The sequence below is a fragment of the Chryseobacterium oncorhynchi genome, from assembly GCF_002899895.1.
In the GTDB taxonomy this organism is placed as follows: Bacteria; Bacteroidota; Bacteroidia; order Flavobacteriales; family Weeksellaceae; genus Chryseobacterium; species Chryseobacterium oncorhynchi.
On sequence record NZ_PPEI02000004.1, the window covers coordinates 398944 to 415595 of the forward strand.

Consider the following 16652-nt stretch of genomic DNA (forward strand, 5'->3'; position numbering starts at 1 on the left):
TAAGATTTAGAAATTATAAAGCTCTATAACAGCGTTTCTAACTTCTATTTTACTTTTTAAAAATATGAAACTCCTTAGTGAGTTCAAGATATGAGTCCGAGTATATTCTCGGACTTTTTTCTATGATAAACTCAGATTCATCAAGTTTTTTTTCTGTTGGAGAAAATTCCAGAATAAGCCTTTTTGCTTTTGAACCGTCAATACCTTTGACATGTACTCTACGATTCAAAAACAGGTTATTTTCTTCTGCAATGAGGATAAAGATCTCACCTGCTTCAATAGGAATAATAACAGAGAAAAGTCCATTTTCAGATAAAAATTCTGCCGACTTTTCAATTAACTGCCTAAAGTTTAATTCTACAGTCTGACGTGCGATCTTGTCTTTTTCAGATCCAGATTCCTCAAAATACGGTGGATTAGAGACAATCAGATCAAATTTCTTATCTGCTTCAAAAGATTTAAAATCCTGATGAACATTACTCAGTCTTACACAAAAGGGCGAATTTTCAAAATTCATCTTTGTAAGAAACGCGGCTTCTTCATTAATATCCAATCCTAAAAAATCGGCTTGTAAATTTCTTTGTGCCAACATTAAGGAAATCAATCCTGTACCCGTTCCCACTTCCAAAACATGAGAAGCATGCTCAACACTGGCTAAAGCTCCAAGCAAAACCCCGTCCGTTCCTACACGGAAGACGTTCTTAGACTGCTGAATTTCGAATTGTTTAAACTTAAAAGGCTTCACTATAAGTTAGTAGGTAATGTAATAATGAATGTTGACCCCTTTCCTACTTCAGATTTCACAGAAATTTCCCCTTTATAATCTTCAATCATCTTTCTTACCATGGATAGACCAAGTCCCATCCCACTGCTTTTGGAAGTAAAATTGGGTTCAAAGATTCTTTCGTACATATTTTCAGGAATTCCAATTCCGTTATCCTGAACGGAAACAATTACTCTTCTCTGATGCTGCTCTACATCTACATTAATGATTAGTTTTCGTTCATCACTTTCTGCCTGCTTTGCATTGGTAACAAGGTTGGTAATGATTCTGGAAAGATAAATCCTATCCATATTGATCATAATATTACTCTTATTCGCATGCATAAAGATGCTATCATCATTAAATACGCGAAGAATATCCTCAACCTCTGTATTCAGATTGATGACTTCGTTATTTTTTTCAGGAAGTTTAGCAAACTCTGAGAAAGCTGATGCTACCGTGGCAATCAGATCAATCTGATCCACCATTGTCTTACTCATCTGCTTTACTCTTTCTTTGATATTTGGATCTTCAGGATCGAATTTTCTTTCAAAGTTCTGAATGGTAAGCTTCATAGGAGTAAGCGGGTTTTTCACCTCATGAGCAACCTGTTTTGCCATTTCTCTCCACGCCTCTTCTGAAGCCTTGAAACGCAATCTCTCTTTTTGATCCTGAATCTGAAGAATCATCCTATTGTAAGCTCTCGCCAAAGCATTCAACTCATCATTCTTATAGTACCTGATAGGGCGCATTTCATTTTCAAACAATGTAATACGAGTAATCATATCAGAGAACTTTGTAATGGTTTTTGCTAGGCTATTGGAAGTCACCCAGCTAATCCAGACACTAAATAAAATAAGGAAAATATCTACTAAAAGAATATATTTTACATATTGATGAAGAACCTCCAGATAAGCAGATTCATTATGATATAAAGGAATATAGACTACACCAATGGGCTCAAGCTCATTGTTTTTCAACAGAAGATAGGAAGAGGTAAGCTTAGCATCTTTAGCTGCATCATACCTTGTCATATCAACTCTTGCGTCTGTAGCCAGAATCTTGTTGATAATTTCTATTGGCAGTGTCTTCTGGCTAATCAGGCTTTCATCTTTATTGGAAAGGACATAATCACCTTTCAGATCATAAATAACAATATCATGCTGGTTGATATCTGCTATTTCAAAGATTTTATTTCCTAAAACTTTCGGAAGATCTTTTGTTTCTACAAGTGTTCGGCTTACTGCATAATCCAGATACCTCATTACGGCATTGGTTTTCTCCTGCATATCGATATTACTCTGCTGGAGAGAGTTATTCCTTAAAACAAAATAAGGCACAAGCGAAGTTGCCACAACACTTAAAAAACATACCAATAAGAAACCGAAAAACACTCGATTCCTTAAGCTATATCCTTTATATTTATTAATCGACATCCTACTTTTTAATTAACCTAGCAATATACTTACCAATGATGTCAAATTCCAGGTTAACTTTATCACCAATTTTCAAGTGCTGCATATTAGTAAATTCCCATGTATAAGGAATAATGGCTACGGAAAACTGTGTATCTTCACTTTTTGCTACAGTCAAACTGATTCCATTTACAGTAATAGAGCCCTGAGGTACCGTCACAAAGTTTCCGTCTGATTCATACTTCATTGTAATGAAATAGCTTCCGTCTTTATTTTCAATCCCTACCACTTCTCCGGTTTTATCAACATGCCCCTGAACGATATGACCGTCTAACCTTCCGTCCATCTTCATGCAACGCTCAAGATTAACAACAGTTCCCAATTCCCATTTTCCAAGGTTGGTTTTTTCTAATGTTTCGTTGATGGCTGTTACCACATATTGATTGTCTTTAATCTCCACTACAGTAAGGCAACATCCGTTGTGCGCCAAGCTCTGATCAATTTTAAGCTCGCTTGTAAAAGGGCATGTCAGGGTGAAATCTATGTTGCTTCCTTTTTCTTCAATCTTTTCAATAACACCAACTGCTTCAATAATTCCTGTGAACATATTATTTTTTGCTAAATTTGTAAATTATAATCTTCAAAGATAATCAAAATGAGCCCAAAAAACCATAAAGTACGAGTAGGAATTTCAATCGGTGATTTCAACGGCATCGGTCCGGAGATCATCATGAAGTCTCTGAAAGACAAAACCATTACAGATTTTTTCACTCCTGTAATTTTTGGTTCGGGGAAATTATTCACTTATCAGAAAAATATTTTCAAGCTGAATCTTAATTTCAACTACGTTAATGAAGCTTCGCAGGCTCAGGCAGGAAAACTCAACATGGTTAACCTGACAAAGGAAAACGTGAACGTAGAACTTGGTGTGCCTACTGAAGAATCTACCCAAATGGCTATTGATTCTTTAGAAGCAGCTACTGAAGCTTTGATGAAAGGAGACATTGACGTTCTTGTAACGGCCCCCATCAACAAAGATGAAATGGTAAAAATGGGCTTTAAACATGCCGGACATACCGGATATTTTGAAGAAAAATTCAGCAAAAAAGGATTAATGTTTCTGGTAACTGAAGATCTGAAAGTAGCAGTTTCCACCCACCACATTCCTATTTCTCAGATTGCTGAGAATATTTCTAAGGAAAAAATAAAAAAACAGATCAGAGCACTTAATCAAACCTTAATTGAAGACTTCTGCGTTCAGAAGCCTAAGATTGCTGTATTGGGACTGAACCCCCATGCAGGCGACGGTGGTGTGATCGGAAATGAAGAAATTGAAATCATTAGTCCGGCTATTCAGGAATTATCAGACAACGGAATATTAGCATTTGGCCCTTTCCCTGCAGATAGTTTCTTCCAACCGAACAAATATAAAAACTTTGATGCCGTTTTGGCCATGTATCATGATCAGGGATTAGCCCCTTTCAAAACATTGGCTTATGAAGAAGGCGTAAATTATACAGCAGGACTTCCGTTTATCAGAACGTCTCCGGATCACGGAGTAGCCTATGATATTGCAGGAAAGAACCTTGCCGATGAGCAGAGTTTTACAGAAGCTATTTTCACTGCAATCAAAATTTTCAAGAATAGATGTGAATACGGCGAACTGATGAGCACTCGTCTTCAGCCAAGAAAAGTAGCTGTAGATAATGGAGTAGATGAAGATCTGCCTGAGGAAACTGAAGCATAAATCGTTGAAACAAATTTTAAATTAATTTGTTTCAGATTTTATTTGTTATTATAAAAAAAATGCATATTTTTGCACACTCATTTTATGGACAAGTTAAGAAACTATGACGTAAGCTTTTCCGGACTTAAAAACGGAAAACACGAGTTCAAGTTTGAGATAGATAAAACGTTCTTTCAATTATTTGATACTGAGCAGGAATTTACAAATCCTAGAATAATAGTAAATGTATTATTAGATAAGCATACTACTTTTCTAGAATTTGAGATTAAAATAAATGGTTTGGTTGAATTGGTTTGTGATGTCACAAATGAAAATTTCGACTATCCTATTGAGAATGAAATCAGAATTTTGGTGAATTTCGGAGAAGAGTATGATGACAGCAATGAAGATGTCATTACAATCCCTACAGGAGATCATGCATTCAATGTAGCACATTTGGTATATGAAAATGTAATGCTTTCTATCCCGATGAAAAAAATATCACCTAATATAAATGAAGAAGATCTAAAAATTCTTGAGCAGTTCAGCCCAAAAGAAATTGAAGAAGCTGAGGAAGAAGAAAAAGAACAAGAGAGCGATCCAAGATGGGACGCATTAAGAAAATTAAGAGACAATAATTAAATAGAATAATTTAAATATGATGAGATGATGAATCTCATCGCTCATCAATTAAAAAAGTTATTAGAAAATGGCACATCCAAAGAGAAGACAGTCGTCCACAAGAAGAGATAAGAGAAGAACTCACTACAAAGCTGTAGTTCCTCAATTAGCTAAAGATGCAACAACAGGAGAGCTTCACCTATACCACAGAGCTCACTGGCATGAAGGAAAACTTTACTACAGAGGTAAAGTAGTATTGGAAAAAGAAGTAGCTACTACTGAAGAAAACTAAGAGTCGCTTTTCATTGAAAAAGCCTCATTTTAATACAAAAACCGCCCAATTTTGATAAAATTTGGCGGTTTTTTGTTGTTTTTTACGTTTTTTTGGTATCTTTGAACCAAAATCAAATATCAAATTTATGGACATTAAAGACATACAGAATCTTATTAAGTTTGTATCTAAGGCTGAAGTTTCAGAGGTGAAGTACAAGACTAAGGATTTCGAAATCACTATTAAAACTCCATTAGCTGGAAACGATGCTGTTTATGCACAACCTGCAGTATACCACACTGCTCCACAAGCAGTAGCTGCTCCTGCACCTGTTGCTACTCCTGCTACTCCATCTGAAAAGGCTGAAGCTGCTTCTGATGATAGTAAATATGTAACAATCAAATCTCCAATGATCGGTACTTTCTATAGAAAGCCATCTCCAGATAAAGAGGTATTTGCAAATGTAGGTGACGAAGTTTCTGTAGGTAAAGTAGTTTGTGTTATTGAAGCAATGAAGTTATTCAACCAGATTGAGTCTGAAATCAGCGGAAAAATCGTTAAGATCCTAGTTGATGATGCTACTCCGGTAGAATACGACCAACCTTTATTCTTAGTAGACCCATCTTAATTTAGAGGTTAGATGTTAGACATTAGATGTTAGATTAAATTCTACATTAAAATAACATTATCTAATTTTCAAATTATCTAATTTTCAAATTGAAGAAGATGTTCAAAAAAATATTAATAGCCAATCGTGGCGAAATTGCAATGCGTATTTTACGTACTTGTAAAGAAATGGGGATCAAAACCGTAGCGGTATACTCTACTGCTGATAAAGACAGTCTTCACGTAAGATTTGCTGATGAAGCTGTTTGTATTGGTCCTGCGATGAGCAAAGACTCATACCTAAAAATCCCTAACATTATTGCTGCTGCGGAAATTACCAACGCTGATGCAATTCACCCAGGTTACGGATTCTTATCTGAAAATGCTAACTTCTCAAGAATCTGCGAAAAGAACGGAATCAAGTTCATTGGTGCTTCTCCTGAACAGATCGAGAAAATGGGAGATAAAGCAAATGCTAAAGCTACCATGAAAGCAGCTGGTGTACCATGTGTACCTGGTTCTGACGGCTTGATCGAATCTTACGAACACGCTTTAAAAGTTGCTGCAGAAACTGGATATCCGGTAATGATCAAGGCAACTGCAGGTGGTGGTGGTAAAGGGATGAGAGCTGTTTGGAAAGCTGAAGACCTTAAAGATCACTGGGAATCTGCAATTCAGGAAGCTGTGGCTGCCTTTGGAAACGGAGGTATGTATATGGAAAAACTGATTGAAGAGCCTAGACACATCGAAATTCAGGTTGCAGGTGACCAATTCGGTAAAGCTTGTCACCTTTCTGAAAGAGACTGTTCTGTACAAAGAAGAAACCAGAAACTAACTGAAGAAACTCCATCTCCGTTCATGACAGATGAACTTCGTGAGAAAATGGGTGACGCTGCTGTAAAAGCTGCTGAATTCATTGGATATGAAGGAGTAGGAACTATCGAATTCCTTGTAGACAAACACAGAAATTTTTATTTCATGGAAATGAATACAAGAATCCAGGTAGAGCACCCTATTACTGAGCAGGTAATTGATTATGACCTTATCAGAGAACAAATTCTTCTTGCTGCAGGAACTCCTATTTCAGGGATCAACTATTACCCGAAACTACATTCAATTGAATGTAGAATCAACGCAGAAGACCCTTATGCAGACTTCAGACCATCTCCAGGAAAAATCACAGGATTAAACATTCCTGGCGGACATGGAATTAGAGTAGACACTCACGTTTACTCAGGATATACAATCCCTTCTAACTATGACTCTATGATTGCTAAGCTTATTACTACGGCTCAAACCCGTGAAGAAGCTATTGCAAAAATGAAGCGTGCTCTGGAGGAATTCTATATTGAAGGTGTAAAAACTACTATTCCTTTCCACAGACAACTAATGGATAATGAAGATTATCTTGCAGGGAACTATACTACAAAATTCATGGAAGATTTTGTAATGGATAGAAAATATGATAATCACTAAGATTATTTTAAAATAAAAACTTTAAACTGCCTCTTTTTGAGGCAGTTTTTTATTTTTGTAGATATCTAATGATGAAATAATATGTTGAAAAATATTTTTAAATATATCCTGATTGCGGGGCTATCCTGGTTTATCATTCATTCACTTTACATCACGTATGATGGTTTTACAGAAACAAAGCAGAAAGCAGATCTGGCAGTAGTTTTTGGAAATAAAGTAAATGAAGACAGAACCCTATCTCCCAGACTGAAGGCCAGACTTGATAAAAGTATAGAACTGTACCATAACAAACAGGTCAAAGATATACTTGTGAGTGGCGGACTAGGTAAAGAGGGATATTGGGAGGGTACAGAAATGAAAAAATATCTGGTTAAAAACAAAATCCCAACAGAGAGCATCTTGGTGGATAACTTTGGTGATAATACAGAAAAAACGGTCATTAACACCATAAAAATAACAGACAGCCTAAGGTTTAGCAAAATTATTTCCGTATCGCAATTCTACCATCAAACGCGTATAAAAAAAATATTCAGAGAACACAATTTCAAAAACATAGAAAGCTCCAGTCCAATATATTTCGAAATAAGAGATTTATATTCTGTCTTCAGAGAGTTTTTTGCTTATTATCTTTAAGCCCTACTTTTTGTCAACTTTTTTACTTGAAACCCTATCTCTAAAATCGCTAATCATGATTTTTATCACACAGTATTATTTCCCACGTTTTTGATTTACCTCTATTTTTGGTGAAAATTATTTTGATAACTATGAAAAAGCAAATCTTAGTATGCATAGGTGCTCTACTTATGCTGTCTACATCATCATGTTCAAATGATGAAACCCTTGTTGAAACACAAACTCAAAACCCTACCAGTGAGAATCTAAAATTACCTGAAAGTAATAAAGAATTCGGAGCTTATAATGCCCTTGGATATGGCTACAATGTAACCGGAGAGTATGCAAACGCTAATGCTACAGGTTCTAAAGTAATCAACATTGATCTATTCAAAGCAGAACAAGGAGCAAGATTACTAGATGAAAATACATTATCTCAGGAGTATTCAGAGGAATATGGTGCGGATGCTGCCGCTTTCTCAAAAGTGATTTCAAACAAAGTAGGAGCTACAGAGGAAATGCAGCTTTACGGAAAAACAATATCAGGTATAATCAGTTCAGCAACAACAAATAATTCCAATCTTTTTGATGCTAAATATATCTATGGAAGCTACAATCTTCTTATCAAGCAAAAAAGATATCGTATAAACGCTACTGCGGATATGCTTAGCAATTACCTTACTCAAGATTTCTTACAAGACATTCAGTCTAAAACACCGGAACAAATTGTTCGTGATTACGGAACACACATTACGGTGGATATTTACACAGGCGCTAAAATAGATATGATCTTTCAGGCCCAAACAACCAATCCTGATCGTCAACGTGCTGCCAGAGCTGGGGTAAAAACAGTTATTAATAATTTGAACTCAAACGCATCAAATGACACAGATGCACAGGAGGCTTCTAAAAATTATTCTAAGAAACTATATTGTGTTACAAGAGGTGGAGACAAATCAAAAGGTTTTGCAAAAATGTTCAATCTCGATCAACCTAATTCTAAAATTAATATTTCCGACTGGCAAAATACTTCTACTAAGGACAATTCAGTTCTGGTAGATTTTGGACCTAATGGTTTGGTATTAATTTATGATCTAGTAAAAGATCCATCAAAAAAAGCTCAACTAAAATCATATGTTGATCAATATCTAACAAGTAATCAGGTACTTTTAGCATCTCATTAAGACTAATTAATTTATATATAAATGAGGTTGTTTCACTTTTGAAACAGCCTCATTTATTTTCTTAAGATATACTATGAATGATAGCCTGATGTAAAGTCAGCCCTTATAACAAGAAATACCCTCATATTAAGTTGCAACATATCATCCAGTTACAGATTAACAAAAAATTAATCTAAAAAGAAGATATAAAAATTCAATTTTTGTAAAGATATAATACCTGCAATAGCCGTTCAAAAAAGAAAATATTTTCTAAATCGGCTTTATTCCGTCTCAAAATTTACTTCAATTGCAGCCGTTAACCGCACTGGGCATTTGTTCAATCATCTCATTAATATTATGTAAATTTGTAAAAAACCAAACATATGTCAACAGCAGAACAAACAAAAAACTCACAGTATTTTATTGACCTTGAAGACAAACATGGAGCACACAACTATCACCCCCTTCCAGTAGTTCTGGACCGCGGCGAAGGTGTTTTCGTTTGGGATGTAGAGGGCAACAGGTATTATGATTTTCTTTCAGCATATTCTGCTGTGAACCAAGGACACTCTCATCCTAAAATTGTAGGAGCATTGGTAGAGCAGGCTCAGAAGCTGGCTTTAACTTCAAGAGCATTCTACAACTCCAAATTAGGAGAGTATGAGCAAAAGATCACTACTCTTTTCGGATTTGATAAGGTTTTACCGATGAATTCTGGTGCTGAGGCAGTAGAAACAGCTGTAAAGCTTGCCAGAAAATGGAGCTATGAAGTAAAAGGTATTTCAGAAAACGCGGCAAAGATCATCGTTTGTGAAAACAATTTCCACGGAAGAACTACAACCATCGTTTCTTTCTCTAATGATCCTGATGCTAACCAAAACTACGGGCCTTTTACCCCTGGATTTATCAAAATTCCTTATAATGACATTGCAGCACTAGAAGAAGTTCTTAGCAAAGACGCTGGAAATATTGCAGCATTCTTAGTAGAGCCTATTCAAGGAGAAGCTGGTGTATATGTTCCGGATGAAAACTTCCTTAAAAATGCTTCTGAGCTATGTAAAAAGTACAACGTTCTTTTCATAGCTGATGAAGTTCAGACAGGTATTGCAAGAACAGGTAAACTTATTGCTTGTCACCATGAAAATGTACAACCTGACATCTTAATTCTTGGAAAAGCACTTTCAGGTGGAATGTATCCTGTATCCGCAGTATTGGCAAATGATGAAATCATGAATGTCATTAAGCCCGGACAACATGGTTCTACATTTGGAGGAAACCCTATTGCCTGCGCAGTAGCTGTAGCAGCGTTAGATGTAGTTGCAGACGAAAAACTTTCTGAAAGAGCTGAACAACTTGGACAGTTATTCAGAGCTGAAATTGACAAGCTAATTGAAAAAACAGAACTTATTACAAAAGTAAGAGGAAAGGGACTTTTAAATGCTATTTTAATTAACGATACCCCAGACAGTTCAACCGCTTGGAATCTTTGTTTACAATTAAAAGAAAACGGATTATTAGCAAAACCAACACACGGTAACATCATCAGATTGGCACCACCATTGGTAATTACTGAAGAGCAATTGCTGGATTGTGTAAAAATTATAGAAAAGACTATTCTTGAATATAACAAGTAAGAATTTTCTTCTCAAAACATAATATGAACAACAATATTTGAATTGTTGAATCATCAAAAACATGGGTATGGTTGTTAAAGATCATACCCATACTTTATATCTCCAAAGTAAGAATCTACCATTCGGTTTAAAGTACGTTAAACTGGTGTTAAAAAAATGATATTCTCCCTATAAAGAAATTTAGGACTCTAATTTGCATTGTAAATTGTAATAAAGTGGATTTATTTCCTTATATTATATTTATAAGGAATATATAGAATGGATATAAATGGCAAGGATTCGTCTATAAAATTCAAATTAAAACTTATCTTTGACAGATAAAAATTGACTAAAAATGATATTAAACGAGATCGTAATTACATCTCTGTCTAACAATACGTTGTGATGAAAATAAGTGGTTTAATCATAACATATAATGAAGAAAAAAATATACAGGAAGTCCTGGAATGTTTCGATTTCTGTGATGAAATAATCGTGATAGACTCATTCAGTACGGACAAAACTGTAGATATAGCAAAAAAATTCCCTAATGTAAAGGTGATTCAAAACAAATTTGAGGACTTTACAAAGCAAAGAAATCTCGCCCTGGATGCAGCAACCCATGATTGGGTTTTGTTTCTGGACGGAGATGAAAGAATTACTCCCGCTCTAAAACAAGAGATTATAGATGAGCTAAACAAGCCTGAGCAAAAAGATGCCTATTATTTTTACAGAAAATTCTTTTTTGCCCAAAAACCAATACATTTTTCAGGAACTCAATCTGATAAAAATTTCAGACTTTTCAGAAAATCGAAAGCAAGGTATATGGCAGGCAAAAAAGTGCATGAAACGCTTGAGGTAAACGGAAGCATTGGGATTTTAAAAAATAAATTATTACATTACTCCGTTTCAGATTATGAATCCTACAAAAAGAAAATGATTCATTACGGAGTATTAAAGGGAAAAGAACTGGCTGCAAAAGGGAAAAAGTACAGTGTTTTGGTTCAATATCTTAAAACTGTTTTTAAATTTTTTAAAGCCTACATAATGAGACTTGGTATTCTAGACGGAAAAGAAGGCTATCAGCTTTCTTATCTGCAATCCTTAAGTGTGTTTGAAACCTATGAATCATTAAAAAAAGAGCAAAATTAGTTGAATGAAGATTTGTATCATTAGTTATGACTTCTGGGATTATGATAAGTATATTGTTGAAGCACTATGCAAAAGAGGTATTGAGTCCCATCATATAAAAATAAGTACCGTAACCCATTCCAACTTTAACGAAAGGGCTGTAAATGCCTTAAGCAAGACTTTTTTAAACAAGAACCTTAAGACCGAAAAAAGACAAAAATATGTTCTTGATTCCCTTGAAAAACTAGGACATCAGGACCAGATATTAGTACTAAATCCGGATACCTTTGATCTTTCTACTCTTGAAAAGATCAGAAAATATACAGACAGACTGATCACTTATCTTTATGATAATCTTGAAAGAGTGCCTGTTGAAGACAAACTATATCTTTTTGATAAGATATTTTCCTTTGATATTGCAGATGTAAAGCAGCATGGTTTTGAAAAAATAACCAATTACATTTATCTGCCCCATATTTCAAAGGAAAGCCAAAATCCTGAAATGGATCTTTTCTACATCACCTCTTATGATAGCAGAAGAGTTTCATTGGTGAAATTTTTGGCAAAAAAATTAATTGACCTCGAGTTGAAGTTTCAGATCATGGTGATTGGAAAGAAATCATGGAGACATCAGCTGACCAATATATTCATCAAGATCCCCAAAAATCTTTTCTTAATTTTCAGCATCAAAAAGATTCCACATAACGATCTTCCAAAATATTATAAAAACTCCAGAGTTTTACTTGATCTGATGCGTGAAGGCCAATATGGACTAAGCTTCAGGGTTTTTGAGGCCATGTCTTTGGAAAAGAAAATCATCACGGATAATGAATCTATTAAAACCTACGATTTTTACAATCCGAACAATATTTTGATTTTAAATAAAAATATCACTAATCTTGACAGATCTTTTTTTGAAAGCCCTTATCAAAGTATTCCGCAGGATATCTATGAAAGATATACTTTGGATAGCTGGGTAAACAAGGTTTTTGGATTGGATAATAAAAGCTAACTGATGGGAATCTTAAAGGATATAAAAAAACATTTTAAAAGAAAGAAGAGACTTAAAGATCTTCAAACTCAGGATATCATCAATATTCATCTGTATGATGAATCGAAAAAGACAATCCTTTTTACCTCTAGGGATTTTCCCACTCACGATAAGGATTCCGGGTCCAACAGGCTGAAAGAAATTATTCTAATTTATAAAGAATTAGGGTATAACTGTATTTTATTTGCTCCTCATATGTTTGAGGACAGCACCTACGTAAAGTTTTACCAACAGCATGGAGTCATTGTTTTTGTAGAGAATAATAAATATAAAAACATCTATGCTTTTCTTTCTTCTGCTAAAAATATAGACTACGTTTGGTTCAATGGCCCTCTTGCTCTGAATCTGTTCTACAAAAAAATGAAAAATATCTTACCCCATACAAAGTTTATGTATGACATGGTGGATATTCATTTTTTAAGATATAAAAGAGCTATTGAAATAGAACCCACCCGTATTTCTTTAAAGAAAAACTATAAGCACTTTTTCCACCTGGAAACTGTTGTGGCTCCACAATTAGATTATATCATCGCTATTTCTGACAAAGAAAAGGAGATTATGAGCCAATACGCGGATCAAAATAAAATCATTACGATTTCCAACATCCACTACCCGAAGATTGATATTTCAGATAGGAAAAGCTTCCATGAAAGCAAGGGAATTATTTTCATCGGGTCTATCCATGAGCCTAATATTGATGCTGTAAAATTTTTATACGAAAAAATAATGCCTGTTGTCTGGAAAACCAATCCGGAACTTGAGGTAAGCGTCATTGGGAATGTTGCAGACAAGCTGGATATCAATCAATATCCTAAGTTTAAATTTTTGGGCTTTGTAGAAAGTGTAGAAGAGCATTTTATGAATTCCCGAATTATGGTTGCTCCGTTAAGATTTGGGGCTGGTGTAAAAGGAAAGATCGGACAGGCTTTTGAATACTTTTTCCCCGTAGTTACCACAGATATAGGCGCTGAAGGAATGCAGTTGATCGACAAAAAAAACGTATTGATTGCTAATGATGAAAAGAGTTTTGCAGAAGCTATTATTCAATTGAATAATAATGAAGAACTTTGGAATACATTAAGCCAGAATTCTGTTGATAGCTTAAAACCTTTTTCAATAGAGGCCGTAAGTACTACGTTAAAAAAATTATAACCATCCATGAGTAACTTTCTAGTAAGCATTATTGTTCCTTGTTATAATGCATCTTATTACGTAAAAGAGGTTCTTGAAAGCATTCAAAACCAAACTTATAAAAATATTGAATGTATCATCATTAATGATGGAAGTACAGATGATACTTTGGATATCATTACTACTTTTTCTGACACAAGATTCAAGGTTTACAGCCAGGAAAATAAAGGTCTGTCTGACACCCGTAACTTTGGAATGGAAAAAGCTACCGGAGATTTTATATTTTTTTGTGACAGTGATGACTTTCTCCCGTCCAATGCCATAGTATCCCTACTATCCACCTATACCGGTAAAGAAGATATTATTGTAGGAAAAACTGCAGTTGTATCCTGGGAAGAAAAAAAGATTCTTTCCTACTTACCACATCTGGAAAAAAAACAGGCTATTGAGAATAAACACTCTGAGGTTCTTATTAAAAACATAACCGAAGGATTAAGTCCAATGGCTCAAAATAAGCTCTACAAAACAGACTTTCTAAAGAAAAACAGGTTACAATTCCTGAGCAAAATTTATCATGAGGATGAACTTTGGTTTTTTGAGGTAATGTTTTCCGCAAAAAATGTAACTTTTATACCCGATGTCACTTACCACTACACTGCCGACAACTCTCAGTCGATTACCAAAAAAAATAGTGACAAAAATCTGCTTGGATATCTTAGTGTAATCAAAACTATTTACGAGAAATATTATCTGAAGTTTCCTGATCAGAGTATTATTGCTTACTATATTGTTTATCTTAAAAAGATCATCATTGGAAATTATAAACACCATGGAAATTACTCCACAGAAGCCATTCAGGAAATGGAAAAAACATTCCGAGAAGTAAATCCTAAATTTAATGATCATATTGAGCTGAGTAGTACTGAAAAAAGGTATTTTAAATTTCTCAATAGTATAAGTTTAAAAGATGCTGAAAGTATAAAAAAGGAATATTTCAATTCCCCGGTCAACAGTATCAGAAAATATTATAAAATAGTATTATTCAGTATCTTTAATTCAAAATAAATAACGTGATAAAGAAAGAAAAATTTCTTTTGGTAATGCCCGATTATTCTGATTTTCCCAAACTATTTTTAGATAATTTGGAAAAAGAGGGGTTTGAAACCTATTTAATTACAGATAAAGTTTCAAAATTTAGATATAAAGGCACTGAAAGTATAAAAAATTTTTTCGTTAAAAACATTCTGAGAAATAAGGAATACAAGCAAGATCTTATTAACAGACATTTTCTTGAAGACCTTAATAAAAGTATTTCAGCCATTGAAGGAGAGTTGGATTATATCTTAGTGATTCGTCCGGATATTTTCCCCATTCCTTTTATCCAAAATTTAAAAAAGAAAACAAAAAAACTTATTGCTTATCAATGGGATGGCATTGAGAAGTTTCCTGAAGTTAAAAATTACTTCAATCTGTTTGATTCATTCTTCTGTTTTGAAAATGTGGAATCTCAACCCAATATTAAGCCCATTACTAATTTTTATTTTGATCATCTCCCTCCTGCACATAAGGAATACAACACAGAGAAACCAAGGTTGTATTTTGTAGGATTATACTGGAAAAGTCGTGAAGAAAAAATAGATAGATTCATTACAGAAGTTTCTGATCTGCCCGTTGATCTATCCATTTTCATTCAATACTTTCAGGAACCTGAAAAAAGGAATGATAAGATCAAATACATCCAGAACAGGATTAGCTTTCAAGAAAATCTGGAATTGGTAAAGGATTCCGATATACTTTTAGATTTTGTAGATCCTTTACACAACGGACTTTCCATTCGTTTTTTTGAAGGAATGTACTACAAGAAAAAAGTGATCACAGATAATATCATGGTAAAGAAATACAATTTCTACCATCCCGATAATATCTTTGTTGTAGAAAATAACAATTACAACAATATTGATCAGTTTTTACGTACTCCTTATCATGAATTACCGGAGGAAATTGTACAACAATATGGTTTCAGTAATTGGATTAGAGAAATAATCCAGGACGATAAAACGATAAAAGAGCCTATAAACATGAATAATTCCATCAAGATATCCGTCATTGTTCCCTGCTATAATCAGGCAGTTTTTCTGGATGATTGCATAAATTCCCTGATAAACCAGACGTATTCAAACTGGGAATGTATTTTGGTGAATGACGGAAGTACAGATAATACTGAAGATATAGCCCTGAACTGGCAGAAAAAGGACAACAGGATAAAGTACATTAAAAAGATAAATGGCGGCTTAAGCTCTGCAAGAAATGCAGGGATTCAAAATATCACGGGTGACTTTGTTCAGTTTCTTGATTGTGATGATTATTTATACAATCAAAAATTTGAGAAATCTGTTAGAGAGATCAATAATCAAACAAATGCCATTGTGATTACAGATTTCCAACGATTTGATAGTGCTACACAAACCGTTCTTCCTCCCCATTGCATTTTGAAGACGGAATATTTCAGTCAAAAAGAGGTTTTATTAAAATGGGATAATACTTTTTCAATACCTATTCACTGTGCTATTTTTTCCAGGGATATTGTAGAAAAATATAAGTTCAACGAAGAACTTAAAGCTAAAGAAGATTGGTTTTTCTGGCTTCAGGCTTATGAAAACGCACCGGAAACTCATTTTGTCCCAGAATATCTTTTGGCTTATAGAATGAATTCTGCTGGTATGACGCACAATTTGTTTTTCATGCAGGAAAATAGAATAAAAGCCCTTGATAAGCTGGAACAGGTAATTGCAGATAAAGATTTACTAAGAGAATTCTTTAAACAGGATCTTTTGGCTACCATGAAAGAAAACCTACAGCTGATGGAAAGAATTAAGCTGCTGGGCTATAAAAGAACGATGAAATATAAAATCAACAAGGTTTTAAAAGTCATAGGAATAAAAAAGAATTAATATTACAACAATACAAAAAAGGCTGTCCGAATTATTCAGACAGCCTTTTTCATAATTTCAATTAAAGTAAGTCATATTCAATATCATTTTCAGTAAAGTCGTTTCCCAACCTCCTCTTATTT

The 16652-nt window shown here is 34.3% G+C and carries 16 protein-coding genes and 1 pseudogene; 14 read left to right on the forward strand and 3 right to left on the reverse strand.

Annotated features, from left to right (window positions below; translation table 11 throughout):
- Nucleotides 1–49: 49 nt before the first annotated feature.
- The 3 genes from C1638_RS15440 to C1638_RS15450 are packed head-to-tail and all read right to left on the reverse strand — an operon-like array spanning nt 50 to nt 2785.
- Nucleotides 50–745 carry a tRNA1(Val) (adenine(37)-N6)-methyltransferase gene (locus C1638_RS15440; RefSeq protein ID WP_109622393.1) on the reverse strand — a complete coding sequence of 232 codons (696 nt, stop codon included), beginning with the start codon at nt 743–745 and terminating at the stop codon, nt 50–52.
- Nucleotides 745–2199, reverse strand: a complete 1455-nt coding sequence (locus C1638_RS15445; protein WP_109622394.1) for a sensor histidine kinase — start codon at nt 2197–2199, stop codon at nt 745–747. Before C1638_RS15445 ends, C1638_RS15440 begins: the two co-directional genes overlap by 1 nt.
- A 1-nt stretch (nt 2200) precedes the next feature.
- Nucleotides 2201–2785, reverse strand: a complete 585-nt coding sequence (locus C1638_RS15450) for a riboflavin synthase (protein WP_109622395.1) — start codon at nt 2783–2785, stop codon at nt 2201–2203.
- A 48-nt stretch (nt 2786–2833) separates the two neighbouring features.
- On the opposite strand from C1638_RS15450, the gene pdxA reads away from it, so the two are divergent.
- The 14 genes and pseudogenes from pdxA to C1638_RS22880 all read left to right on the forward strand — a co-directional run bounded on the left by pdxA (nt 2834) and on the right by C1638_RS22880 (nt 16530).
- Nucleotides 2834–3925, forward strand: coding sequence for a 4-hydroxythreonine-4-phosphate dehydrogenase PdxA (gene pdxA, locus C1638_RS15455; protein ID WP_109622396.1), 1092 nt, complete (start codon nt 2834–2836; stop codon nt 3923–3925).
- A gap of 84 nt (nt 3926–4009) precedes the next feature.
- A complete protein-coding gene (locus C1638_RS15460) occupies nt 4010–4546 on the forward strand; it encodes a YceD family protein (protein WP_109622398.1) in 537 nt (178 codons plus the stop codon).
- A 67-nt stretch (nt 4547–4613) separates the two neighbouring features.
- Nucleotides 4614–4817: a 50S ribosomal protein L32 gene (rpmF, locus tag C1638_RS15465; RefSeq protein ID WP_007843326.1), complete on the forward strand. Its 204-nt coding sequence runs from the start codon at nt 4614–4616 to the stop codon at nt 4815–4817.
- Between the two features lie 127 nt (nt 4818–4944).
- A complete protein-coding gene (accB, locus tag C1638_RS15470; protein ID WP_109622400.1) occupies nt 4945–5424 on the forward strand; it encodes an acetyl-CoA carboxylase biotin carboxyl carrier protein in 480 nt (159 codons plus the stop codon).
- A 98-nt stretch (nt 5425–5522) separates the two neighbouring features.
- Nucleotides 5523–6878, forward strand: a complete 1356-nt coding sequence (gene accC, locus C1638_RS15475; RefSeq protein WP_109622401.1) for an acetyl-CoA carboxylase biotin carboxylase subunit — start codon at nt 5523–5525, stop codon at nt 6876–6878.
- Nucleotides 6879–6959: 81 nt separating this feature from the next.
- Nucleotides 6960–7511 (forward strand): YdcF family protein, encoded by a 552-nt coding sequence (locus C1638_RS15480; RefSeq protein ID WP_228428175.1) that lies wholly within the window; start codon nt 6960–6962, stop codon nt 7509–7511.
- Between the two features lie 131 nt (nt 7512–7642).
- On the forward strand, nt 7643–8674 hold the full coding sequence (locus C1638_RS15485; protein ID WP_109622403.1) for an MAC/perforin domain-containing protein: 1032 nt from the start codon (nt 7643–7645) through the stop codon (nt 8672–8674).
- A 362-nt stretch (nt 8675–9036) separates the two neighbouring features.
- Nucleotides 9037–10287: an ornithine--oxo-acid transaminase gene (gene rocD / locus C1638_RS15490; RefSeq protein WP_109622405.1), complete on the forward strand. Its 1251-nt coding sequence runs from the start codon at nt 9037–9039 to the stop codon at nt 10285–10287.
- Between the two features lie 384 nt (nt 10288–10671).
- Nucleotides 10672–11418 carry a glycosyltransferase family 2 protein gene (locus C1638_RS15495; protein ID WP_109622407.1) on the forward strand — a complete coding sequence of 249 codons (747 nt, stop codon included), beginning with the start codon at nt 10672–10674 and terminating at the stop codon, nt 11416–11418.
- Between the two features lie 4 nt (nt 11419–11422).
- Nucleotides 11423–12409, forward strand: coding sequence for a WaaS/CpsH family glycosyltransferase (locus C1638_RS15500; protein WP_109622409.1), 987 nt, complete (start codon nt 11423–11425; stop codon nt 12407–12409).
- 3 nt (nt 12410–12412) lie between these two features.
- The gene (locus tag C1638_RS15505) at nt 12413–13600 is read left to right on the forward strand and encodes a glycosyltransferase (RefSeq protein ID WP_109622410.1); all 1188 of its coding nucleotides are present in this window, start codon (nt 12413–12415) and stop codon (nt 13598–13600) included.
- Nucleotides 13601–13606: 6 nt separating this feature from the next.
- On the forward strand, nt 13607–14644 hold the full coding sequence (locus C1638_RS15510; protein ID WP_109622412.1) for a glycosyltransferase family 2 protein: 1038 nt from the start codon (nt 13607–13609) through the stop codon (nt 14642–14644).
- 8 nt (nt 14645–14652) lie between these two features.
- A pseudogene (locus tag C1638_RS22875) lies at nt 14653–15642 on the forward strand (WaaS/CpsH family glycosyltransferase); the annotation flags it as partial.
- 15 nt (nt 15643–15657) lie between these two features.
- Nucleotides 15658–16530 (forward strand): glycosyltransferase family 2 protein, encoded by an 873-nt coding sequence (locus tag C1638_RS22880; protein ID WP_109622541.1) that lies wholly within the window; start codon nt 15658–15660, stop codon nt 16528–16530.
- The last annotated feature ends 122 nt before the right edge of the window (nt 16531–16652 follow it).